The 22,277-nt window shown below is 70.6% G+C and carries 17 protein-coding genes, 1 pseudogene and 1 riboswitch; of the genes and pseudogenes, 10 read left to right on the forward strand and 8 right to left on the reverse strand.

Going from position 1 to position 22,277, the window contains the following annotated elements; translation table 11 throughout:
* Positions 1 to 21: 21 nt before the first annotated feature.
* From ABNF97_RS16790 to ABNF97_RS16810, 5 genes are all read right to left on the reverse strand, one after another.
* Positions 22 to 1,437, reverse strand: coding sequence for a N,N-dimethylformamidase beta subunit family domain-containing protein (locus ABNF97_RS16790; RefSeq protein ID WP_349339073.1), 1,416 nt, complete (start codon positions 1,435 to 1,437; stop codon positions 22 to 24).
* Positions 1,438 to 1,673: 236 nt separating this feature from the next.
* Positions 1,674 to 3,278, reverse strand: coding sequence for a glycosyltransferase family 4 protein (locus tag ABNF97_RS16795; protein WP_349339074.1), 1,605 nt, complete (start codon positions 3,276 to 3,278; stop codon positions 1,674 to 1,676).
* A 25-nt stretch (positions 3,279 to 3,303) separates the two neighbouring features.
* The gene (locus ABNF97_RS16800; RefSeq protein WP_130463782.1) at positions 3,304 to 4,350 is read right to left on the reverse strand and encodes a Gfo/Idh/MocA family oxidoreductase; all 1,047 of its coding nucleotides are present in this window, start codon (positions 4,348 to 4,350) and stop codon (positions 3,304 to 3,306) included.
* Positions 4,347 to 5,456, reverse strand: coding sequence for an aminotransferase class I/II-fold pyridoxal phosphate-dependent enzyme (locus ABNF97_RS16805; protein ID WP_130463783.1), 1,110 nt, complete (start codon positions 5,454 to 5,456; stop codon positions 4,347 to 4,349). The genes ABNF97_RS16800 and ABNF97_RS16805 overlap by 4 nt, the downstream gene beginning before the upstream one ends.
* An 85-nt stretch (positions 5,457 to 5,541) precedes the next feature.
* Positions 5,542 to 6,189: a TetR/AcrR family transcriptional regulator C-terminal ligand-binding domain-containing protein gene (locus ABNF97_RS16810; protein WP_130463784.1), complete on the reverse strand. Its 648-nt coding sequence runs from the start codon at positions 6,187 to 6,189 to the stop codon at positions 5,542 to 5,544.
* 153 nt (positions 6,190 to 6,342) lie between these two features.
* Between ABNF97_RS16810 and ABNF97_RS16815 the strand changes: the two genes are divergently transcribed.
* The 6 genes from ABNF97_RS16815 (at position 6,343) to ABNF97_RS16840 (ending at position 13,258) form a co-directional block, all read left to right on the forward strand.
* Positions 6,343 to 7,239, forward strand: a complete 897-nt coding sequence (locus ABNF97_RS16815; RefSeq protein WP_130463785.1) for an ABC transporter permease — start codon at positions 6,343 to 6,345, stop codon at positions 7,237 to 7,239.
* Positions 7,240 to 7,261: 22 nt separating this feature from the next.
* Positions 7,262 to 8,035: an ATP-binding cassette domain-containing protein gene (locus ABNF97_RS16820; RefSeq protein ID WP_130466130.1), complete on the forward strand. Its 774-nt coding sequence runs from the start codon at positions 7,262 to 7,264 to the stop codon at positions 8,033 to 8,035.
* A 216-nt stretch (positions 8,036 to 8,251) separates the two neighbouring features.
* Positions 8,252 to 9,913, forward strand: a complete 1,662-nt coding sequence (locus tag ABNF97_RS16825) for an SDR family NAD(P)-dependent oxidoreductase (protein ID WP_502930495.1) — start codon at positions 8,252 to 8,254, stop codon at positions 9,911 to 9,913.
* A 73-nt stretch (positions 9,914 to 9,986) separates the two neighbouring features.
* Positions 9,987 to 11,687, forward strand: a complete 1,701-nt coding sequence (locus ABNF97_RS16830; RefSeq protein WP_349339075.1) for a CDP-glycerol glycerophosphotransferase family protein — start codon at positions 9,987 to 9,989, stop codon at positions 11,685 to 11,687.
* Between the two features lie 31 nt (positions 11,688 to 11,718).
* Positions 11,719 to 12,519 carry a GNAT family N-acetyltransferase gene (locus tag ABNF97_RS16835; protein WP_349339076.1) on the forward strand — a complete coding sequence of 267 codons (801 nt, stop codon included), beginning with the start codon at positions 11,719 to 11,721 and terminating at the stop codon, positions 12,517 to 12,519.
* Between the two features lie 205 nt (positions 12,520 to 12,724).
* Positions 12,725 to 13,258: a DUF2231 domain-containing protein gene (locus ABNF97_RS16840; RefSeq protein WP_130463787.1), complete on the forward strand. Its 534-nt coding sequence runs from the start codon at positions 12,725 to 12,727 to the stop codon at positions 13,256 to 13,258.
* Positions 13,259 to 13,391: 133 nt separating this feature from the next.
* Here ABNF97_RS16840 and ABNF97_RS16845 read toward each other — a convergent pair whose 3' ends face one another.
* Complete coding sequence (locus tag ABNF97_RS16845; protein WP_349339077.1) at positions 13,392 to 14,264, reverse strand: C39 family peptidase; 873 nt, start codon at positions 14,262 to 14,264, stop codon at positions 13,392 to 13,394.
* Positions 14,265 to 14,716: 452 nt separating this feature from the next.
* A riboswitch (cyclic di-AMP (ydaO/yuaA leader) is annotated at positions 14,717 to 14,858 on the reverse strand.
* Positions 14,859 to 15,113: 255 nt separating this feature from the next.
* On the opposite strand from ABNF97_RS16845, the gene mdlC reads away from it, so the two are divergent.
* The 3 genes from mdlC (at position 15,114) to ABNF97_RS16860 (ending at position 18,127) form a co-directional block, all read left to right on the forward strand.
* The gene (gene mdlC / locus ABNF97_RS16850) at positions 15,114 to 16,718 is read left to right on the forward strand and encodes a benzoylformate decarboxylase (RefSeq protein WP_349339078.1); all 1,605 of its coding nucleotides are present in this window, start codon (positions 15,114 to 15,116) and stop codon (positions 16,716 to 16,718) included.
* 389 nt (positions 16,719 to 17,107) lie between these two features.
* A complete protein-coding gene (locus tag ABNF97_RS16855; RefSeq protein WP_349339079.1) occupies positions 17,108 to 17,809 on the forward strand; it encodes a hypothetical protein in 702 nt (233 codons plus the stop codon).
* A gap of 84 nt (positions 17,810 to 17,893) precedes the next feature.
* Positions 17,894 to 18,127: a hypothetical protein gene (locus ABNF97_RS16860; protein WP_349339080.1), complete on the forward strand. Its 234-nt coding sequence runs from the start codon at positions 17,894 to 17,896 to the stop codon at positions 18,125 to 18,127.
* 7 nt (positions 18,128 to 18,134) lie between these two features.
* Here the strand turns inward: ABNF97_RS16860 and ABNF97_RS16865 are convergent, their stop codons facing one another.
* A complete protein-coding gene (locus ABNF97_RS16865; RefSeq protein WP_349339081.1) occupies positions 18,135 to 19,328 on the reverse strand; it encodes a protein kinase family protein in 1,194 nt (397 codons plus the stop codon).
* Positions 19,329 to 19,498: 170 nt separating this feature from the next.
* Between ABNF97_RS16865 and ABNF97_RS16870 the strand changes: the two genes are divergently transcribed.
* Positions 19,499 to 19,651: a hypothetical protein gene (locus tag ABNF97_RS16870; protein ID WP_502930496.1), complete on the forward strand. Its 153-nt coding sequence runs from the start codon at positions 19,499 to 19,501 to the stop codon at positions 19,649 to 19,651.
* Positions 19,652 to 19,678: 27 nt separating this feature from the next.
* Here the strand turns inward: ABNF97_RS16870 and ABNF97_RS16875 are convergent.
* Positions 19,679 to 22,039, reverse strand: a pseudogene (locus ABNF97_RS16875) (DNA topoisomerase (ATP-hydrolyzing)); the annotation flags it as partial.
* Between the last annotated feature and the right edge of the window lie 238 nt (positions 22,040 to 22,277).

The raw sequence follows: 22,277 nt of genomic DNA on the forward strand, positions 1-22,277 counted from the left end.
ACCGCCCTGCCCCGGCCTGGGCTATCGGCCGCTGGACTTCTGCCGCACGATGCGGTCGAACAGGTTCCGGGTGGCGATCTGGATCTTCTGGTTGCGGAAGCCCCGCCGGTTGAGCGCCAGAGTCCAGTGCAGCGTGCCCGCGTCGAAGACCAGCGCACCGCCCGGCGTCTCGTACAGGTGGGTGTTCTGCTCGTGCACGGTGCCGTTGCGCAACCGGTAGGGCGAGGCGGACAGGATGGTGGAGTTCACCCCGACCGGTGCCGGCATCGCCGGATCGTAGCCGTCGGCCTCACCGCCGACCAACCGCGGCAGCTCCAGGCCGTCGGTCACCCTGCAACGCTCCCAGAACCAGTGGTCGGCATTGCGCACCACCAGCGGACTCGGGGCCGCGACGATGCCGTTGTACTGCACGCCGAGCAGCCGCTGCTCGGCGTGCTCGCCCTGGCCGCCGAGATCTCGCCACCGCATCGTGGCGCCGAGACCGTCGACGCCGGCCGTCGGATCCGGGGCGGTTTTGTAGCAGGTCACGATGCGGTTCTCGCGCCCGTCGGTGGACGGCTCCAGCCGGATTCGCCAGTACACGTTGTTGGCGGCCAGGAACGCCAGGCTCACGCCCCGCTGCACCGCCTGGTCCGCCGCCCGAACCATCTCCGCCGACCAGTACTCGTCGTGACCGCAGAAGACCAGCCCGGCGTAGCGCCCCGGATCGATCCGGCCGGTGTGGAGGTCGACCGTGGACGCGTAGGTCACGTCGTAACCGCGTTGTTCGACCCACTGCACGAAGTCGTGGTCCCGGTCGAACTGCTTCGGCCACCCCCGGTCGGAGTACGGACGGTCGAAGGAGACCTGGAAGGCGCGGGCGTCGGGGTCGATCGGGGCGCCCGGCGACGGGAATCCGTAGTAGAGGCTCTTGCCCCGCCGCCCGTCCTTGGGCCACTGGTTGTAGGCCTGGTAGGTCGAGAACGGCAACACGACGCAGAGTTCCGCGGGATTCCGGTCGTCCCGAACCACGAACGGCGTGCAGCCGCGAGTGCCACTCTGGCTGGTGAAGGTCGCGACGTAGAGTCCGGACACCCAGTCGGCGGGCACCCGGAGCCGCAGTATCGGCGGCCAACGGCACTCGATCGTCCCGGTCAGCGGATCGGCCGGCGGCACCGGATGGACCTGACAGGCAAGAGGAGGGTTGGTGTACACGAGCCGGCCACCCTGGCCGTCGTACCAGCCGAGTCGGTAGATCGAGATGGTGACGCTCTGCGGCACGTCCACGGTGACGTGGAAGTCGATGACCTCGCCGGGTGCGACACTGGTCGTGGAGGCGTACCCCTGGACCTGAATCCGCTCGTCGTCGGAGTCGCGCAGGCCTCCACTCCCGGACCGCCAGGCGTCCGTGCCGGCACGCTTGTTCTCGACCCGCACCACGTCGTCCCGGTACGTCAACTTCGCCGCACCCTTCGGTCCTGGTCTCGACCCCTGGCAGGCTGCGAGAGCCAGGGCGGTGACTGGTAGACCGGCCGCCAGGATGCCAAGCGCTGATCGCCGCGAGACATGCGACATCTCTTTCCTCTTTTTCTGCCAGAGTCAGCGCCACCAGCCCAGCGCGACACCGATGGTGCCGGCAGGCGGATGCGTAGAGGACTGCACCCTAAATCACCGTGGCAAGTGGCGCTGCCCCGTCAGCCGAGCACCGCTGGCTCCCGCACCGCCGGCCTCGGCGCGACGTCCGGTCGCAACCGCCGGTACACCCCGTCGAGCACCTCCGCCTGTGCCTCCCAGGTCCATCCCGCGAGCAGGCCCGGCCGGTCGTACGCCGCCCGGTAATGCTCGGGGTCGGCCAGTACCGCCCGGACCGCCCGGACGTAGTCGGCCAGGTCGCCGGCCCGGAACACCTCACCCTGCCCGGTCGACCGGGTCGTCTCCGCCATGGTCCGGACGTCGCTGCAGACGATCGGCAGCCGGGCGTGCGAGTACTCGAGGTACTTGGTGATCAGTGCGAGTTCGTGGTTCGGCTTGTGGTGGATCGGCACCACCCCGGCGTTCGCCGTGGCCAGGAACGTGGAGACCTGCCAGTGCGGCACGTACGGCAGCAGGTGCACCCGATCACCAACGCCGATCTCCACCGCCCGGGCCAGCAGCTCCTCCGAGGCGGAGTTGTTGCCGCTCGGATGCAGCGTGACCAGTGCGATGTGGACGTCGGGCAGGTGCGGCAGCGCGTCGACCATCAGGTCGACTCCGCGCGAGGGGTTCACCCCCCCGCAGTAGACCAGTACCGGCGTGTCCGGGCCGATGCCGCACCGCGCCCGCAGATCCGGCGTCGAACCGTCGCCCGGAACGTCCTGCGGCGCACCGTCCGGCGCGTTGAGCACGACCGCCGGTCGTTCGGGCAGCCCGTGCACCTCCTGCAACAGCTCGGCCAGGGTCGAGGAGACGGTGACGACCGCGTCGGCCCGCGGGGCGTACTCCGCGGTGTAGGCGATCTGCGCGGGCAGCCAGCGCGGGTTGTCCGCCCGGCCGGTCACACCGGCGACGTACTCGTGCGCGTCCCAGACGACCTTGACCTCGCGCCCCCGGGCCCGGGCCCGTTCCGCGGCGCGAACGCCGACACCCACCATCCGGAAGTCGTTGGCGTGGATGAGGTCCGGTCGCAACGAGTCGATGACGCGTCCGAAGGCGAGTTCGTAGTCCCACAGACCCGGGTCCAGCCGGCGCCAGCTCCGATGACCCATGAGCTTCTGCCAGAAGCCCATGGACATCCGGGTGATCAGGGTCTCCGGGTTCTGCCGGCCCTGCTGGAGCCGGTGCAGTTCGCCCGCACGGAACCTCACCCACAGCGCGAGGACCTTGGCCGCGACCCGGGGCGGCAGGAGCAGCAGTCTGCCGAGCGCGTGTCGGACCCGGCTACCACCGGCCCGTCGGGCCGCGTCCAGGGCCGCCCTTCGCTGCTGGATCTCCCAGCGCCAGGCCTTGACGGCGTTGACCCGCTGCGTGGCGTACCGGCCGGGCCGGTAGGCCAGCGGGCGGCGCAGCGAGCGCCGCATCAGCATCGGGTGCTGGCCGAGTGGCCGGGGCACCCGGACGAGCCGGACCGTCGCCTCGCCGATGGTCCACGTCTCCTGCGGCGACGCGTTGCTGAGGATCCCGAGCAGGGTGACGTCCCAGCCGGCCGCCGCGGCGGACCGCGCCTCCTTCTGCACCCGGGAGTCGCCCTGCACGGCGTTGTCGACAAGCATCACCACGCGGCCCCGGCCGGATCGGGGATCCTGGACGCCCTCGTTGTGCATTTGTAAGCCCCCTGAAGAACTGTCGTCAGACGGAGACGGCGCCCGGAGCGCGGTCGATCGCGTCGCTCACCAACGGCGCCACCGACACGGTCGCGCCCGTCGTCGCCGACTCCAGCAGGGCGGCCGCGACCTGCACTGTACGCAGACCCTGCCGCAGTGTCACGATGTCGGTCTCCTTGCCCTCGACGGCATCCCGGAACCGCTCGTGCTCGACCAGCAGCGGCTCCCGCTTCGGGATGGCGTACCGGACCATGTCGCCCTCGGCGACGCCCCGGAACGCCCGCAGCGCCTCCCACTCGGTGTCGATGGCCCCGTTGGCGTAGAAGGTCAGGTCGGCGGTGAGGGTGTCGGCGACGAAGCAGCCCCGGTCGCCGGTGATCACCGTGGACCGCTCCTTGAGCGGGCTGAGCCAGTTCACCAGGTGGTTCACCATGGTGCCGTTGCCGAGCTGCCCCACGGCGGCCACCATGTCCTCGTGCAGCCGACCGCTGCGGGACACCGTACGGGCCGACACCGAGGTGTACTCCTGTCCGGTCACCCAGCTCGTCAGGTCGATGTCGTGGGTGGCCAGGTCCATCACGACGCCCACGTCGGCGATCCGGTGTGGAAACGGTCCCTGCCGGCGGGTGACCACCTGGAAGACCTCGCCCAGCTCCCCCGCCTCCAGCCGGAGCCGCAGGTTCTGCAATGCCGGGTTGTATCGCTCGATGTGTCCGACCCCGGCGACCAGCCCGCGTGACTCGAACGCCTCGACGAGCCGGGTGGCCGCCTCGACCGACTGGGCGAGCGGCTTCTCGATCAGCGCACCGATGCCGCTGGCGGCCAGCTCCATGCCGACCGGCTCGTGCAGTGCGGTGGGGCAGGCCACCACCGCATAGTCGATCTTCATCTCGATCAGCTCGGCGACGGTGGAGACCACCGGTACCGGCAGCGCGCCGGTGGGGTCGCCGGCCGGGTCCACCACACCGACGAACCGCACACCGTCCAGGTTGGACAGGATTCGGGCGTGGTTGCGCCCCATGGCGCCGAGACCGATCAGCCCGGCCCGCAGGGTACGGGAGGCCGCGTTCACCGGGCACCGCCCAGGCTGTTCGCCGCGTCCGCGATCCGCGCCAGATCGTGCTCGGTCAGCGCCGGGTGGATCGGTAGCGACACCACCTCGCGGGCGGCCCGCTCGGTCTCCGGCAGGTCCCAGGGACCGGGCCTGCCGTTCTCGTCCAGGTAGGGCCGGAGCCGGTGGATCGGGGTCGGGTAGTAGACCGCGTTGCCCACCCCCCGGTCCAGCAGCTGCCGCTGGGCGGCGTCCCGGTCCCCGGTCACCCGCACCGTGTACTGGTGGTAGACGTGCCGCGCCGCGTCGGCGACCGGCGGGGTGACCACTCCGGTGATCCGGGAGTCGAGGAACTTGGCGTTCGACCGGCGCTGCTCGGTCCACTCCGGCAGCTGCCGCAGCTGCACCCGGCCGATCGCCGCCGCCACGTCGGTGAGCCGCATGTTCGCGCCGACGATCTCGTTGGCGTACCGCTGCTCCATGCCCTGGTTGCGCAGCAGCCGCAGGGTACGGGCCAACTCGGGATCCGGGGTCGTGATCATGCCGCCCTCCAGGGCGTGCATGTTCTTCGTCGGGTAGAAGCTGAAGCAGCCCGCGATGCCGAAGGCGCCGACCGGGGTACCGCCGAGCGCCGCACCGTGCGCCTGGGCGGCGTCCTCGACGACCGCCAGGTCGTGCCGCTGCGCGATCGGCATCAGCCGGTCCATCGCGGCGGGGTGGCCGTAGAGGTGCACCGGCATGATCGCCTTGGTGCGCGGGGTGATCGCCGCCTCGACCGCGGCCGGGTCCACGCAGAAGCTGCCCGGCTCGATGTCCACGAAGACCGGCTCGGCGCCGACCAGCCGAACCGCGTTGGCGGTGGCCGCGAAGGAGAACGAGGGGACGATCACCTCGTCACCCCGGCCGAGGCCCAGCGCCAGCAGGGCCAGGTGCAGCGCGGAGGTGCCCGAGTTGACCGCGACGCAGTGCCGGCCGGCCACCAGCTCGGAGAACTCCTCCTCGAAGGCCGCCACCTCCGGGCCCTGCACCACCCGGCCGCTGCGGAGCACCCGGACCGCCGCTTCGATCTCGGCGTCTCCGATGACTGGTTTCGCGGGTGGAATCAGGTCTGCGTTCTGCCCGGCCATGGGCATCCTCCTTCGGTGGGGGATCGCAATCGGCATGCGATGCTAGCTCGTTGCGGGGTAGCGGGAACGAGTGGTGCGGGGTAGGTCACGAGGGGTGTGCGGACGCGGCGACCGCGTCGCCCGACGGCACCGGCTCGATGGCGCCGAGTCCGGCCGCGACGGCGGCGGCCAATCGTGGTACGTATGCCTCCGGAAGGGGGGTACGGGCGACGGCGAGCCGCCAGTAGAGCGGGCCGACGATCAGGTCCACGGCCTCGTCGGGATCCGCGCCCGCGGGTAGCTCCCCACGGTCGACCGCCCGGCCGAGCAACAGTATGCCGATGTCTCGCTGGTTCGCCCGCAGCGCCTCTTGCAGGGTCAGCGCTATCTGCGGATTGCGGGCCGCCTCGGCCAGCAGATCGGGGATGATCTGCGAGGCCAGTGGGTGTCGCAGGGCCCGGGCCAGGATCCGCAGCAGCACCTCGAGGTCGCCGCGCAGGGTGCCGGTGTCCGGCAACGGTAGGCTCTGCCCCGCAACCCGGGACACGATCTCCAGTACCATCTCCAGCTTCGAGGGCCACCGGCGATAGATCGCCGTCTTGCCGACTCCCGCCCGGCGCGCGACTGCCTCGATCGAGAGCCGTCCGTAGCCGACCGCGGCGAGTTCCTTCATCACGGCTCGGCGGATCGCGTCGGTGATCTCCCCTCGGAGCACCGCCGCTCCCGCTGGAGCACGCCGGTTGTCGGTCGCCACGTCGGCCAATATAGCGCGACGACGGTACGGTTGCGTCCCGACGTACGATCGACTACGTTCCACGCAAGCGACGACCACCGTTGCCCCTTACCTCCGGCCACGGTCGCTTTGTCGCACCCATCTTGCAGCCCGAACAGATCGGAGCGCCCAGCTATGGCCCCCACGGCGGTAGCCGATCCCGACTCGGGCCTGACCGGGGCACAACTCGCCGCCCGGTACGGCCTGACCGTCGCCGGCGAGAGACCCACGCTGATCGCCTACACCAAGCAGTTGTGGTCCTACCGCCACTTCATCTCGGCGTACGCGACGGCGAGGCTGGTCGCCACCTTCGCCAACGCCCGCCTGGGCCGGATCTGGCAGGTGCTGACGCCGCTGACCAACGCCGCGATCTACTACCTGATCTTCGGCGTGATCCTCGACACCCAGCGGGGCGTCCCGAACTTCATCGCGTACCTCTGCGTCGGCCTCTTCGTCTTCACCTTCAGCCAGACCGTGGTGACCGGCGGCACCCAGTCGATCATAGGCAACCTCGGACTGATCCGGGCGCTGCACTTTCCCCGGGCCGCCCTGCCGATCGCCGTGACCCTGACCCAGTTCCAGACCCTGATCTCCGCGATGGTGGTGCTGATCGCCATCGTGCTGATCACCGGCGAACCGCTGACCCTGGAATGGCTGATGCTGGTACCGGCGTTGCTGCTCCAGTCGGTGTTCAACGCCGGGCTGGCGCTCGGGATGGCCCGGCTCGGCGCCAAGATCACCGACCTCAAGCAGCTCATGCCGTTTCTCATGCGGACCTGGATGTACGCCTCCGGCGTGCTCTACAGCGTGGAGTTCTTCTCCCAGAACCTGCCGGGTTGGGCCTCGACGATCGTCGAGGCGAACCCGCTGCTCGTCTTCATCGAGCTGGTTCGACACGCCCTGCTGGAGGGCGCGCCGATCACCTCGACGGCACCCCGCCTGTGGCTGCTGGCCGTCGGCTGGACGCTGGTGTCGGTCGTCGCCGGATACGTCTACTTCTGGCGCGGGGAACAGGAGTACGGCCGTGGCTGAACAACACCAGGTCCACCCGGGCATGGCGAGCATCGCCGGCCAGCGCATCCCCACGGTCATCGCCGAGGACGTACACCTGATCTACCGGGTGCACGGGGGCGCCTCCAGCAGCAGCCCGGCCGCGACGCTCAAGCGGATCATCTCCCGGGCCCCGCAGGCCAACGTCCGGGAGGTGCACGCGGTCAAGGGAGTCAGCTTCACCGCGTACCGGGGCGAGGCGATCGGGCTGATCGGGAGCAACGGCTCCGGCAAGTCCACCCTGCTCCGGGCGATCGCCGGGCTGATGCCGACGAGCCGTGGGGCGATCTACACCCAGGGGCAGCCGTCGCTGCTGGGCGTCAACGCCGCCCTGCTCAACGACCTCTCCGGCGAGCGGAACGTGGCGCTGGGCTGCCTCGCCATGGGCATGTCGCCGGAGCAGGTCCGCAAGGTCACGCCGGAGATCGTCGAGTTCTCCGGGATCAACGAGCGGGGTGACTTCGCCTCGCTGCCGATGCGGACGTACTCCTCCGGCATGGCGGCCCGGCTGCGGTTCTCGATCGCGGCGGCGAAGAAGCACGACGTACTGCTGGTCGACGAGGCGCTGGCCACCGGCGACGCCCGCTTCCGGCGCCGCAGCGAGGCCCGGGTGCGCGAACTGCGTGCCGAGGCGGGCACGGTGTTCCTGGTCAGCCACGCGATCGGGACGATCCGCACCACCTGCGAACGCACCATCTGGCTGGAATCCGGGCTGATCCGGGCCGACGGCCCCACCGACGAGGTGGTGCCGGAGTACGAGAAGTTCATGAAGAAGTGATCCGGACGGCTTGCCGGTGTCGATCGGACCACTCCGCCTCGGCACCGGCGAGCCGTCCCGCCGCGCTAGGGTCCTAGGGGCCGCGCGGCCCGGCGCGACCGATCGCCCCGGCAGGCGGTGACGGCACCCATCGGAACAGCAGCAACCACCGCAACAGCAGCAGTCATCGGCAACGCAGCACCCATCGGAACAGCGGGTAGTCAGTGAGGGATCGGCATGGTGCTTGACCCGGCAACGCGGCCGGCCGGCCAGCCGGACGCCGCCCGGTGGCGGCCCACCCGGACCGTGGCGGTGGTACTGGCCGGAGGCACCGGGACCCGGGTCGGCCTCGGCATCCCCAAGCAGCTCCTCAAGATCGCCGGAAAGCCGATCCTCGAACACACCATCACGGTCTTCGAGTCCGCGCCCGAGATCGACGAGATCATCGTGCTGATGGCACCCGGCTTCCTGGACGAGGCGCGGCAGATCGTCGACAGGGCCGGCTTCCGCAAGGTCAGCCAGGTGATCGAGGGCGGGGACACCCGCAACGCCACCACCCGGCTGGCGCTGGCCGCGATCGGACCGGACGACTGCAACGTGCTCTTCCACGACGCCGTCCGGCCGCTGCTGAGCCCCCGGATCGTCCGGGAGTGCGTCAACGCGCTCTGGACGTACTCCGCCGTCGACGTGGCCATCCCGTCGGCCGACACGATCATCCAGGTGGACGACGACGACTGCATCACCGACATCCCGGTCCGTTCCCGGCTGCGCCGGGGGCAGACACCGCAGGCGTTCCGGTCCGGCACCATCCGAGCCGCGTACGCGCTGGCCGCGCAGGATCCGGACTTCAGCGCCACCGACGACTGCGGGGTGGTGCTCCGTTACCTGCCCGAGGTGCCGATCAAGGTCATCGAGGGCTCGGACGAGAACATCAAGGTGACGCACCCGGTCGACGTACACCTTGCCGACAAGCTGTTCCAGCTCGCCGCCGCCCAGGCGCCCCGACTGCGCGACGAGCGGGCGTACGTCGAGGAGCTCAGCGGCCGCACGGTGGTGGTCTTCGGCGGCAGCGAGGGGATCGGCGCGCGGCTGGCCGAGGTCGCCCGGGGCTACGGCGCGAACGTCTTCCCGGTCAGCCGGTCGAGCACCGGCACCCACGTGGAGCGGGGCGAGGACGTCGCCGCCGCACTGCGCGACGCCTTCGAGGCCACCGGCCGGATCGACCACGTGGTGGTGACCGCCGGGGTGCTCCGGATGGGCGCGCTCGCCGAGATGGACGAGGCGACCATCGCGCAGATGCTCCAGGTCAACCTGGTCGCCCCGGTGGACATCGCCCGGCAGGCGCTGCCCTACCTGCGACAGACCCGGGGCCAACTGCTGCTTTACACCTCCAGCTCCTACACCCGGGGCCGGGCCCGGTACGCCCTCTACTCCGCCACCAAGGCGGCCGTGGTCAACCTCACCCAGGCGCTCGCCGACGAGTGGTCCGAGTTCGGCGTACGGGTGAACTGCGTCAACCCGGAGCGGACCGCGACCCCGATGCGGACCCGGGCGTTCGGGGAGGAACCGGAGCACACCCTGCTGGCGGCCGACACGGTGGCACGGGTCTCGCTGGACGTGCTGCTCTCCGGGCTGACCGGCCAGGTGGTCGACGTCCGCCGCTCCCCCGGCGCCCCCCCGGCGGAGGCCGCGGGACAGTCTGTCGAGCCGGGCGGCGTCGAGACCGGCCGCCGGTCCGCCGGGCCGGACGGCAGCGACTCCGGCGGCCGGTCCGCCGCACCCGACGGCAGCGACTCCGGCCGCCGGTCGGACGGTTCGGGCCGGGAGCCCGGACCCGACCGGATCGGCCGACAACGCTCCACGGAACTGGTGCCGCCGCCCCGGGTCGGCACCGCCTAGCCGGGTCCGCACCTCCGAGATCACCGTCCGGCGACGATCACCCCTCCGGCGGTCCGTCCCAGGAAGGAAGCGCATGCGTGGCGATCTGGTCAGGAAACTGACCGTCCGGTGTCTGAGCGCCGGCCTGGCCGTGCTGTCCTTCCTGGTCCTCGCCCTCACCTCGGCCGAGCTGCCGGGCCTCGCCCTGGCGGCGGCCGGTGCCGTCGCGGTCTGGCTGGAGCGCCGGGTCAACCCGCGCGCCGACCTGGTCGCCGAGCCGGTCCTGCTGATCGCCGGGATCCTGGTCGGGTACGCCCACCGGGTCCCCGAGGCCGGATGGAACTCCGTGGCGTTGGCGCTCACCGGGGTGGCCCTGCTCGGGCTGACCCTGACCGAGCGGCCGCTGCGGGACGCCGCCGAGCTGGAGGTGCGCTCGGCCAACCTCGGCGTACGGTCGTCGCCGCTGCTCGTCGCCGACCGGCTCGGGCCGGCGGTCCTGGTCCTGCTGGTGGTACTCGCCGGAATGGCGGCGCTGACCCTGCCGGTCTGGCCCGCTCTGGTCCTCACCGTGCTGGTCGGCGCGGCCGCCACGGTCGGTGCGGTGGGGCCGATCGCACTGCGCCGGCTGCGTCCCTCCGGCGGGCAGAGCGCGGTCACCCACGCGCTCCGCCGGCACCAGCCGGAGTTCCTGCTCTACTTCTCCGCACCGCCCGGCTCGGAATACCAGGTCATGATGTGGCTGCCGTACCTGGAGCGGATCGGGCGGCCGTTCATGGTGCTGCTCCGGGAGCCGAACTTCCTGCCGGCGATCTCCGCCGCCACCAGTGCGCCGGTGGTGGTCTGCCCGACACCACGCTCGATCGACGAGGCGATCGTGCCGAGCCTGCGAGTGGCGTTCTATGTCAACCACGGCGCCAAGAACAGCCACTGCATCCGCTTCGCGCATCTCACGCACATCCAGTTGCACCACGGCGACAGCGACAAGGCGCCGAGCGCCAACCCGGTCTCCGCGATCTTCGATCGGATCTTCGTGGCCGGGCAGGCGGCGATCGACCGGTACGCCCGCAACGGCGTGACCATCCCCCGGGAGAAGTTCGCCATCGTCGGCCGGCCGCAGGTGGAGTCGATCGCGGTGCGCCGGGAACCGATCCGGGACCGGGCCGACAAGGTGGTGCTCTACACGCCCACCTGGACCGGTCACAACGCCGACGTCGACCACTGCTCGCTGCCGGTCGGCGAGACCCTGGTTCGCGGGCTGCTGGACCGGGGTGTGACGGTGATCCTGCGGGCCCACCCCTACACCTCGCAGAACCCGGCCTCGGCCCGGCAACTCGCCCGGATCGAGCAACTCCTCGCCGAGCACCGGACCAGCACGGGGCGGCAGCACGTCTTCGGCGCCGACGCGGCGAAGAAGATGACCCTGGTCGACTGCGTCAACGCCTCCGACGCGCTGGTCTCGGACGTCTCCGCGGTGATCTCCGACTACCTCTACTCCGGCAAGCCGTACGCGGTCACGGACCGGGTCGGTGAGGGTGACCGGTTCGTCGAGGGGTTCCCGCTGGCCGGCTCGGGGTACGTGCTGGACTCGCAGATGTCCAACCTGGACGACGTACTGGACCGGCTGCTGGGCAGCGATCCGCTGGCCGAGGTCCGGTGGCAGACCCGTACCCGCTATCTCGGCGACTTCCCGGAGCAGCGCTACGCCGACGGGTTCCTGGAGGAGGCCCGCCGGCAGGTGGACGGCGCCAGGGCGGCCCGCCCGGTGCCGTCGCCCCGCCCCGCACCGGTCTCCTGAGGTCGATCGACGGCTGTGCCATGATGCGTCGGTGACGACGATCAGGACCAGTCAGGACCGGAACGAACTGGCCGACCTGCTGCGCCGCGATCCCCACCTGCACGCGTACGAACTCGGCGACCTCGACGACTTCTACTGGCCGTACACCACCTGGTACCGGTACGACGACGCGGTGGCGCTGCTCTACCGGGGCGGGCCCACCCCGGTACTGCTGGCGCTGCACCGCTCGCCAGCGGTGCTGACCGAACTGCTCACCGGTCTCCTCCCGCTGCTGCCCCGGCACTTCGAGGCACACCTCTCCCCCGGCGGCGCGGCGGTGCTGTCCCGGAAGTACCCGGTCAGGTCGCGCGGGTTGCACCTGAAGATGGCGCTCACCGACCCGGACCGGCTGGCTCGGGTGGCGCCCGGCGGCGAGGTGCTCACCGAGGCCGACCTACCGGAGCTGACCGCGCTCTACCGGGCGGCCTACCCGGGGAACTGGTTCGACCCCCGGATGGTCGAGACCGGGCACTACGTGGGGCTGCGCCGCGACGGCGAACTGATTGCCGTCGCCGGGGTGCACGTCTGGTCGCCCCGTTACCGGGTGGCCGCGCTGGGCAACGTGACGACGGCTCCGGCGTACCGGGGACAGGGGTTGGCCAGCACGGTGGTGGCGACACTCTGCCGGCGGCTGCTGGAAACCGTCGACACGGTGGCGTTGAACGTCGTCGCGGAGAACACCGCCGCCTACAAGCTGTACGACCGGCTCGGCTTCAGCCCGATCGCCGAGTACGCCGAGTACACCGTCGGCGAGCCGGCACCCACCCCCGAGGCGGATGTCCGTCCGCTGTGAACCGAACCGGCGATGAACCGGACCCCGGCACGTAGCGGTCCGACCCTTGTCAAGGGTCGACACCGCGGGCACCATGTCAACGTTCTCGAAAGCCGCCAGTCCGCCAGACGCCGGGCCGCCAGGCATCCGGGCCGGCTGTCCGCCCCGTCCATACGTCTGCCGTCCATCCCTGTCTTCGCAGCCGATCTGTCGCCGAGGAGCGCCGGTGCTTGAGGAGTTCATGGGCATTCCCGCCCACCCCTTCCTGGTCCATCTCGCGGTGGTGTTCGTGCCACTGCTCGCCCTGACCACGGTCGGGTACGCGTTCGTCCCGTTCGTCCGCCCGCACCTGCGTTGGGTGCTGGGACTGCTCGCCGTCGCCACCCCGCTGGCCGCGCTGATGGCCAAGCTCTCCGGTGACCGGTTCCTCGCCCGGCTGGAGTCCCGCAACCGGGTCAGCCCGGAGTACGTCCCGCGGCTGGCGGAGCACCAGGACCTCGGTACCAACACCCTGTTCGCGACGATCGCGCTCGGGGTGCTGGCCCTGGCGCTGGTCGTCCTCGTCAAGCCCCGCGGCGCCGCCGCGGCGCCGACCGGTGGGGCGGACGGGGACGGCGCAGCCGGCACGACTGCCAAGGGGGCGCCGATGCTGCTGACGCTGGTGCTCGCTGTGCTGTCCCTGGCGGCGGCGGGGATCGCCCTCTACTACGTGTTCCGCACCGGCGACACGGGCGCCCAGGCGGTGTGGGAGGGCCAGTGATCAACCCCTGATCGCGGGCCTGGTCGCGCCCCGAAGAGGACGCCGGCCCGCCCCACATCCCGGTCGGCACGGGTCGTCCGGGTGGGTGGGGCGGGCCGGCGTCTGGGTTGTCGCTACCGGCGGGCGGGGGGGGTCAGGACGAGTAGCCCCGGGTGGCCACCCAGTTCGCCAGGTCGATGGTGGTCATCCAGTAGTGGCTGTCCGCGCCCGGGATGGCCGGGTCGGCGATCTTCACGGTACGACCGTCGTCGCGGTAGCCGACCACGGTCACGTAGTGCCCGCCGGGGTAGCTGTGCCAGCCGCCCGCGAGGTCGGTGGCCGAGCCGGCGATGTTGACGACCACGGCGTGCCCGCTGGTGACGGCGCGCACCACGTCCGCCTGGAGTTGGTCCATCTGGGCCGGGGTGGCGGCGCCACCGGGGATCGCGGTGGTGCGGTAGACATCGGTCCCAATGATCTTGTTCAGCACCCGGGTGGTGTCATGGGCCGAGTTCGTGCCGCTCATCGTGGTGCCGAGGTCGGCGGCGACCGCGTCCTGGCTCGGCTGCTTGTCCCGGACGGTCAGCGCGATCCGGGTGGCGGCCGGGCCGCAGTACCAGCCGTTGATCTGGGCCTGGAACCGGTAGTCCAGCAGCTTCGACTCGGGTGGCGCCGGTGGCTTGCTCGGGCTGCTGACCGGGGCGGCCCTGGTCGCCTTGCTGGCCGCCGGGGCGGGCTCGGTGGTCGCCGGCTGCGACGGGGTCGCCGGCTTGGTGGTTGCCGGGGCGGTGCTGTCCGGGCTGGTGCCGCCCGGGGCGGCGGTGGCGGCTCCGGCCTGTCCCGCCGCCGGGCTGCCGTGATCGGCGACGGCGACGGTCGAGGTCTGCGGGCTCTCCGTCGAGCCGGTCGAGGTCAGGACGACTCCGGTGGACGCGGCTGCGGCGAGCACCGCGGCCGAGGCGAGCGCGAGCCGGTTGCGCCGGCCCGACATGGCGGTCCTGAACCGTCCGTTAATCGCGTGCTTCAACGTTTCCTCCAGGGGAAATGCGCGTCACCCACACCGGGGGGCAAGGAATGACGTGGCGTTTCTGTCGCTGCCGGAATGTGCCGTGAAATCGCACGGAGTCGCACGGGGCGGCCCGCCGAGAAACGTTCGGCGGAACGGACCGATGGTGCGAGCGGACCGGTGGCACGCCGACCGGCGGTAGCGCCGCTTTCGGCGTACCTGTGGAATCAGCGGCACCACGATCCGTCGCCGCCGGCTGACGGCCTCAGCGGGAACTCTCGGCCAGCTGGCCGGCGGCCCCGCGGCGCCCGCGCGTCGACGACTTCGGCGGCACAGACCGCTATCGGGTCAGGTTCGGGTGCCGCCCGGGGACCGAGTGGTCCGGGACGGTCGCGGCGGCCGGGCGCGGGACCGCGACGCAGCGAGGGAACCGGGGGGACGGGCCAGGGCCCGGGTGGTGCGGCACGAACACGTACTCCTTCCGACACCGCCTACCGGGTTAGCTGACGGATTCGGGCGGGAAGGCCGCCCTACCACGGGCCAGCGGCTCGCGGATTCACCCCAGATAACTGTGGGTCCCCGGCTCGTTACCTAACGACTCGGCGGGTCTGCTCCGGTGTCACCAGATGGTGACCAAGGGGCCGGACCAGACGCGCCGAGATTACTGGCCGCCTTCTGCCGTTGCCAACCCTGCTGAACAGCGAAAACAGTGACCCAGAACGCGATTGGGACATCGCGCGGCCGGCCGCCGGGCCCCGAGCGACCAGCCAGATAAACCAGCATGATCATGTACGGGTGCGGTATGACGGAAATGACCGGCTTAGCCCGGTGGTCCGAGGATGGGACGAGGACTCCAGGAGGCTCCTTCCGATGACAACGGTGCACGAAGCGACCTACGACCTGCTCCGTTCCCTCGGCCTGACCACCCTGTTCGGCAACCCGGGCTCCACCGAGGAGCCATTCCTGAAGAACTTTCCGGCCGACTTCGCCTACGTTCTGGCCCTTCAGGAGGCCTCCGCGGTAGCGATGGCGGACGGCTACTCCCAGTCCAGCGGCCGGCCGGTGCACGTCAACCTGCACACCGCACCCGGCACCGGAAACGGCATGGGGAGCCTGGTCACCGCCTGGCACAACAAGACACCAATGATCGTGACCGCCGGCCAGCAGACCCGGACGATGAACCTGTCCGAGCCGATGCTGACGAATGTGCGTCCGACCCAACTCCCCGAGCCGTACGTCAAATGGAGCCACGAGCCGCTGCGCGCCCAGGACATCCCGGAGGCGTTCATGCGGGCATTCGCCACCGCCGTAGCTCCGCCGGCCGGCCCGGTGTACCTCTCCCTGCCGCTGGACGACTGGGACGAGCCTGCCACCGGCACCGCGCAGGTGCGCCGGGTGAGCACCCGGGTCGCTCCCGACCCAGCGGAGCTGGACCGGTTCGCCGAGATCCTGGCGGCCAGTCGGCACCCCATGCTGGTGATCGGGCCCGCGGTGGACCGGACCGGTGGCTGGGCCGAGGCGATCGCCCTCGCCGAACGGAGCCGAGCACCCGTCTGGCAGCCACCATTCGCGGACCGGGTCGGCTTTCCGCAGGACCACCCTCAGTTTCAGGGGCTGCTGCCGCCGGCCATCGGGCCACTGGCCGAGAAGCTGGTCGGCCACGACACCGTACTGGTGATCGGTGCCCCGGTGTTCCGTTACTACCCATACGTCCCCGGTCGACGGGGTTACCTGCCGGACGGCACCCGGCTGCTGCACATCACCGACGACCCGGCCGAGGCCGCCCGGGCACCGGTCGGCGACAGCCTGCTCGGGGACGTCGCGCTCGCCTGCGCCGGGCTGGCCGAGCGGCTGCCAGCAAGCGACCGACCGATGCCACCGCCCCGGGCCGCCGCGCCGGACGGAGCTGCCACGGGCCCCCCGCTCGACCCGGCAGCGCTCTTCGGCGCACTCGCCGCCGAGTGGCCGGCAGACGGCATCGTGGTCCCCGAATCCCCCTCCAACCTCAGCGTGCTGCACCGGCAACTGACCATCACCCGGCCGGGTTCGTACTTCAAGATGGCCAGCGGCGGCCTGGGCTTCGCGCTGCCGGCGGCGGTCGGCATCGCGCTCGCCCAGCGGGACATCCGACAGCACCGGCCGGTGGTGGCGGTGATCGGTGACGGCTCGTTCCAGTACTCCCCGCAGGCGCTCTGGACCGCCGCGCAGCATCGGCTGCCGATCGTCTTCGTGGTGCCGGTCAACCACGAGTACGGCGTGCTGAAGGCCTTCGCCGACCTGGAGGACGCACCGGGAGTCCCGGGGCTGGAACTCCCCGGACTGGACATTCCGGGCATCGCCCGCGGCTACGGCTGCACCGCTCACCAGGTGGAGTCGGTGGACGAGTTCCGGACGGCATTCCGGGCCGCCCTCGGCATCGAGAGCCCGACCGTGCTGGCCGTGCCGATCACCCGGGACGTCGCCCCGCTGCTCTGACCGCCGCCAGGTGTCACGGTCCGGTCGGCATATACGGTCAGTGGCTGATTGCCCGGGATCGGCAGGGCCTACCTCGACCCCACCGGGGCCCGGGCGGGAGTAATGATCGACTTCCCGGGCGCGGAATGTTGGCGGCCAGCGGGTCGTTACATTACGCGTACGGCTGAGTACCACCGCCCGTGACCTGGGCTGGTGGCCGAGCCCTCGGGAATGATCCGGGGCGCCCGGTCGTTACACATAGCGTTCGCCCGAGTACCGGCACCCCCCGGGCAGGTGTTCGGGCGTTCCTCGCTTGTCCCTGGAGACCTGTGGCGTCTCGGGACAGGTTTCTCCAATGACACCCCATCCCCCCGGTGGGGTGTTCATCCCCGATTGGAAGGAAGACCATCATGAACACCACCATGTTCAGCCGATGGCTCCCGGCCATCGAGCAGACCTCCCTGATCCGTAGGACCGCCCTGGGTGTGGCTGGTCTGGCCTTCGTCGGCGGTACCGTCGCCGGCCCGGCCGTCGCCGCGCAGGCCGCCCCCGAGCATGTCGGCTCCCCGGTGTCGCAGTCGGTCCTGGCCGACAAGGACGACAAGGGCGACAAGGGTGGCAAGGGCAAGGGCAAGAGCGACAAGCGTGCCAAGGACCGTAAGCCGTCGCGGGACAAGCTGGTACCGCACGGTGTGCAGGGCAAGCAGTCGAGGATCCCGCTGTCGGGTGAGCAGTCCGACAACGTCAGGGCGATCGTGAAGGCCACCAAGAACGCCGGCCTGGACGAACGGGCCGCGGTGATCGCGGTCGGTACCAGCCTGCAGGAGTCGAAGCTGGAGAACCTGGGTCACCTCGGTGCCCGCAACGACCACGACTCCCAGGGCCTGTTCCAGCAGCGCCCGTCCTCGGGCTGGGGCTCGGTGGAACAGATCACCGATCCGGAGTACTCCACCACCGCGTTCCTCACCGGACTGAAGCAGGTTGACGGCTGGCAGAACCTGCCGCTGACCGTGGCCGCGCAGAAGGTACAGGTCTCCGCGTACCCCGACGCGTACGCACAGTGGGAGGACCAGGCCGCCGACCTCGTCGCCGACACCTGGACCAACAGCTGAACCAGCGCACTATCCGCTGGCCGGGTCCCCGCACCAGGGGCCCGGCCAGCGGCGTCTCCGGGTACGGCCTGGCACACTGCCGGGATGACCCAGAATCCTGACTTCGCCGTGAGCCTGCGTGGGTATGACCGGGACGAGGTGAACGAACTGATCCGTCGGGGCAACGACGCGCTTGTGTCGGGCACCCCGGCGGAGCGTGCCGCAGTCGCGGAGCAGCTTCGCCGGCCTGTGCTTACCGTTCGGTTGCGCGGCTACGATCGGATTCAGGTGATGGGTCACCTCGACCAACTGGTGAACCGCCTCACGGCGACGGATTGAACAGGTATCAGTCGACAGGTTGGCCGTTCCCTCCGGTGCCGCTCGAAGCTGCGCGATTCGTACGTGCGCGATTGTTGCTCGACCTACGTACCCCGGCACCGGGAATCCGGCTCAACTCCTGGGTGATCTCCTGGGCCGGGTACGGCGCTGTCCGCGTCTCGCCGAAGAACTTCCAGTAGAAGCCGTTCATGACCGCCGCGACGGGCGCGTAACGGGTGATCAGCTCCGCCACCGACTCGGGGACGCCGACGGGTCGGGCTCCCGCCGCACAGCGGCGAATGTAGTCGTGGTGTTCGACGGGTCCACCGGTGTCGGGAACGGCTATCCCGACGACATTGGCGACCATCCAGTTGAGCAGGTCCCGCACGAGATAGCCGGCGTCGTGGCTCGTGTGCTGTGCGACGAAGTTCCGCTCGTCCGGCGACAGGTCGAACCGGGACGAGATGGCCAGGCCGAGATCCGCCAGGTAGAGGCGGCGACCGTCAGTAAGGATGTTGCCGAGGTGAGCGTCGAAGTGCAGCAGGCCATTGGTGTTCATGAAGGCGATGTCGGCGCTCAGGCATCGCTGCGCCCTAGCGCAGGCGTCGGCGACGATGTCTGGGCCGGAGGCGAGCTGGTCAGCCAGCCAGGCGTCCAGTTTGCCCGGGATGTATTCAAGGCACAGCACAACGCTCGCCGATGCCTCGGCGAGCGCATGTAGCCGCCGTCGCACCGCCGCCGATCCGTCCCAGTACGCGACGACACGATCGATCTCGGCAAGCTCGTCGGCCAGCGGCACCGCGCCGGGCAGCACACGCCAGTGATACATCAGTGGGAACGCCTCGGTTCGCTTGGCGAGCACCCAGTTCGTCGTCATCGTGTTGGCAGCGACTTCCCGCCAGGCGCCGAAGCCGCTACTGCCGTACGCCGCGACTCCGTACTGGTAGAACATGGGCAGCTCGAACAGGTTCGCGGTGGACATGATGTTCCGCGGCTGGCGTTCCAGGTCGGTCAGGGCGATCCGCTTCACGAAGACCGGAACACCCGCGACGTCCAGCAGCGCCCAGGTGCCGCCGATGCCGGACCCGTTTTCCTGTGCCGTGGCGACGAGCTGACCGAGCTGGTGATCGTTGAGTAGTGCCAACGAGGTGGACACGTCGCCGTACCTGAGCACACGGGCCGGGTGTGACATGTCTGTGCTGTCGTCCGGCAGTCCGCTCACCGCTCACCTGTATTCCGACCTGGCAATCCTCCGAGGCTCGCGGAGAGCCTAACGGTGACGCGCCTGGCGGCGGCGGACGACCCTGAGCAGGCGCGTACAACCCGCCCCGGGGCGAGCTCTCCGCACACCGGTGTCCGGGGCACCATCACCCCGTTCGGGTCCCGCACGGCGTGGCCGGTGGTGGCCGACGAACGGATCCGGGGCGCACCATCACGCTCGGCACCGGCGAGCGGGGTACCGCCGTGGCGCTGGACGCCGACGCGGCGGTGGCCGCCCTGGACGGCCGGCTCGCCGACGTCACCGACCCGGAACCGCCGCGCTGACCCGGCGGGGGCGGCCGGGCAGGGCGGTCAGCCGCGTTCGATCAGCCGGCCCACCTTGTCCGGACCGAACATCGCCGCGCCGGAACCGTCCCGGCGCTGGTCCGGCTCGGGCAGCGCCATCGGCTCCCCGCGCTTGCTGATGCCCACCGGTCGCGGCCCGATCCAGGCGACGACCAGCCTGGACTCGCCCTTGAGGAAACGCTGTGCGCGCACCCCGCCGGTGGCCCGGCCCTTCGCCGGATAGAGCGCGAACGGGGTCACCTTCACACCACTGCCGGTGGAGGTGACCACCATCGGCTCGCCCTGCTCCGCCTCGTCGGTGCGGACCGCGCCGAAGAAGACCGCCTCGGCGTCGGAGCCGAGGTTGATCCCGGCCATTCCGCCGCCCTTGACGCCCTGCGGCCGGACCAGCTTGGCCGGGAAACGCAGCAGCGAGGCGTCCGAGGTGACGAAGGCGAGCGTCTCCGCGCCGTCGGTGAGCCAGGTCGCCCCGACCACCTCGTCGCCGTCGCGCAGCCCGATCACCTCGAACTCGTCGGACCGGACCGGCCAGTCGGGGGCGCAGACCTTGACCACGCCCTGCCGGGTGCCGAGGGCCAGGCCGGGCGAACCGGCACCGCGCTCACCGAGCGGCGCCAGCCCGACGACCGTCTCGCCCGGCTCCAGCGGCACCAGTTCGGCGGTGGACATCCCGCCGGAGAGCGAGACGGTACCGGCCTGCTCGGGCAGCACCGGCAGCGGCAGCACGTCGGTCTTGAACGCCCGCCCCGCGCTGGTGACCAGGAGCACCTGACCCCGCGCGGTGGTGTGCACGACGGCGCGTACCGCGTCGTGCTTGGTCCGGCCGTTGCGCCGCCGCCCCTCGGCGGCCTCCTCCGACTCGGCGGCGGTCCGGGCGACCAACCCGGTGGCGGAGAGGATCACCTGGCACGGGTCGTCGGCAACCTCCAGCGGCCCGGCCGGCGCCGACGCCGCCAGCACCTCCTTGAGGTCACCGTCGATCAGCGTGGTACGCCGTCGCGTGGCGAACTCGTCCACCACCGTGGCCAACTCGTCGGAGACGACCTTCCGGAGCACACGGTCGTCGTCGAGGATCTCGGTCAGCGCGGCGATCTCGTCGCGCAGCCGCTCCCGCTCCACCTCCAGCTCGATCCGGTCGAACTTGGTCAGCCGGCGCAGCGGGGTGTCCAGGATGTAGGTGGCCTGGATCTCGGAGAGCCCGAACTGGCTCATCAGGCCGTCCTTGGCCGCCTGGGCGTTCTCGCTGGCCCGGATCAGCCGGACCACCTCGTCGATGTCGAGCAGCGCCATCAGCAGGCCGTCGACCAGGTGCAGCCGGTCGCCCCGCTTCTGCCGGCGGAACGTCGTACGCCGGGTCACCACCTCGTAGCGGTGGGCCAGGAAGACCTCCAGCAGCCGCTTGAGCCCGAGGGTCTGCGGCTGGCCGTCCACCAGGACGAGGTTGTTGACCCCGAAGGACTGCTCCAGCGGTGTGAGCCGGTAGAGGTCGGCCAGCAGGGCCTGCGGGTTGACCCCGACCTTGCACTCGATCACCAGCCGGGTGCCGTTCTCCCGGTCGGTCAGGTCTTTGACGTCGGCGATGCCCTGGAGCCGGGCCGCCTGTCGCTGTCCCTTGCGCGGACCGGAGGTGATCAGCTTGCCGCGTACCTCGTCGGTGATCGCCTCGATGACCTTCTCGGCACCGACGCCGTAGGGCAGCTCCACCACGGTGATCGCCTGCCGGCCCCGGCTCCCCTCCAGCGGACCGGTCTCGACCCGGGCCCGCATCCGCACCACGCCCCGACCCGTCTCGTAGGCCCTGCGCACCTCGTCCAGCCCGAGCAGCAGGCCGCCGGTGGGCAGGTCCGGGCCGGGGACGAACTCCATCAGCTTGTCCAGGTCGGCGTCCGGGTGGTCGATCAGCCAGCGGGCCGCCGCGACCACCTCGCCGAGGTTGTGCGGGATCATGTTGGTGGCCATCCCGACCGCGATCCCGGAGGTGCCGTTGACCAGCAGGTTCGGGAACGCGGCTGGCAGCACCGTCGGCTCGGTAAGCGAACCGTCGTAGTTGGGCTTGAAGTCGACGGTCCCCTCGCCCAGCTCGCCGACGAGCAGCATCGCCTCCCGGGACATTCGCGCTTCGGTGTAACGCGCCGCTGCCGGTCCATCGTCTGGGGATCCGAAGTTTCCATGTCCGTCGATGAGTGGAGCGTTCAACGAGAAATTCTGGGCCAGGCGAACCATCGCATCGTAGATCGCAGTGTCGCCGTGAGGATGGTACTTACCCATACAGTTATGTACCACGTAACCCTCGGCCACAAAGGCATGCGCAGCGCTGCCGACCTGAATATCGTACGTTGTGTCGGAAGAAACTGGCTCGACCGACTCGACCCTCATGAACGACGAACCAGAGAGGGCATCAAGGCGTTGCGCAAGCGGCGATCCTATACGGTGGAGTCGTCGAACCCAGCCGTCCCGTTCCGCCCGCCAGAGTGGAACGGAACGCTCTTCGAGCGGAACGCCTCGACTATCCCTGCCGTATCGCACCCGGGTGCCACCGCCCGACGACAGAGACGAACGGAACGCGACCCCATTTTCGTCCCGGAACCATCCGCCGCCAAGGTGC

It is taken from the genome of Plantactinospora sp. B6F1 (assembly GCF_040120695.1).
Lineage (GTDB): Bacteria > Actinomycetota > Actinomycetes > Mycobacteriales > Micromonosporaceae > Plantactinospora.

What these genes read in the sequence shown, in the direction of transcription:
- ABNF97_RS16795 (WP_349339074.1), bottom strand. Translation starts at nt 3,278, where the DNA reads ATGCACAACGAGGGCGTCCAGGATCCCCGATCCGGCCGGGGCCGCGTG.
- ABNF97_RS16805 (WP_130463783.1), bottom strand. Translation starts at nt 5,456, where the DNA reads ATGGCCGGGCAGAACGCAGACCTGATTCCACCCGCGAAACCAGTCATC.
- ABNF97_RS16815 (WP_130463785.1), top strand. Translation starts at nt 6,343, where the DNA reads ATGGCCCCCACGGCGGTAGCCGATCCCGACTCGGGCCTGACCGGGGCA.
- ABNF97_RS16820 (WP_130466130.1), top strand. Translation starts at nt 7,262, where the DNA reads ATGGCGAGCATCGCCGGCCAGCGCATCCCCACGGTCATCGCCGAGGAC.
- ABNF97_RS16825 (WP_502930495.1), top strand. Translation starts at nt 8,252, where the DNA reads ATGGTGCTTGACCCGGCAACGCGGCCGGCCGGCCAGCCGGACGCCGCC.
- ABNF97_RS16830 (WP_349339075.1), top strand. Translation starts at nt 9,987, where the DNA reads ATGCGTGGCGATCTGGTCAGGAAACTGACCGTCCGGTGTCTGAGCGCC.
- mdlC (WP_349339078.1), top strand. Translation starts at nt 15,114, where the DNA reads ATGACAACGGTGCACGAAGCGACCTACGACCTGCTCCGTTCCCTCGGC.
- ABNF97_RS16855 (WP_349339079.1), top strand. Translation starts at nt 17,108, where the DNA reads ATGAACACCACCATGTTCAGCCGATGGCTCCCGGCCATCGAGCAGACC.
- ABNF97_RS16860 (WP_349339080.1), top strand. Translation starts at nt 17,894, where the DNA reads ATGACCCAGAATCCTGACTTCGCCGTGAGCCTGCGTGGGTATGACCGG.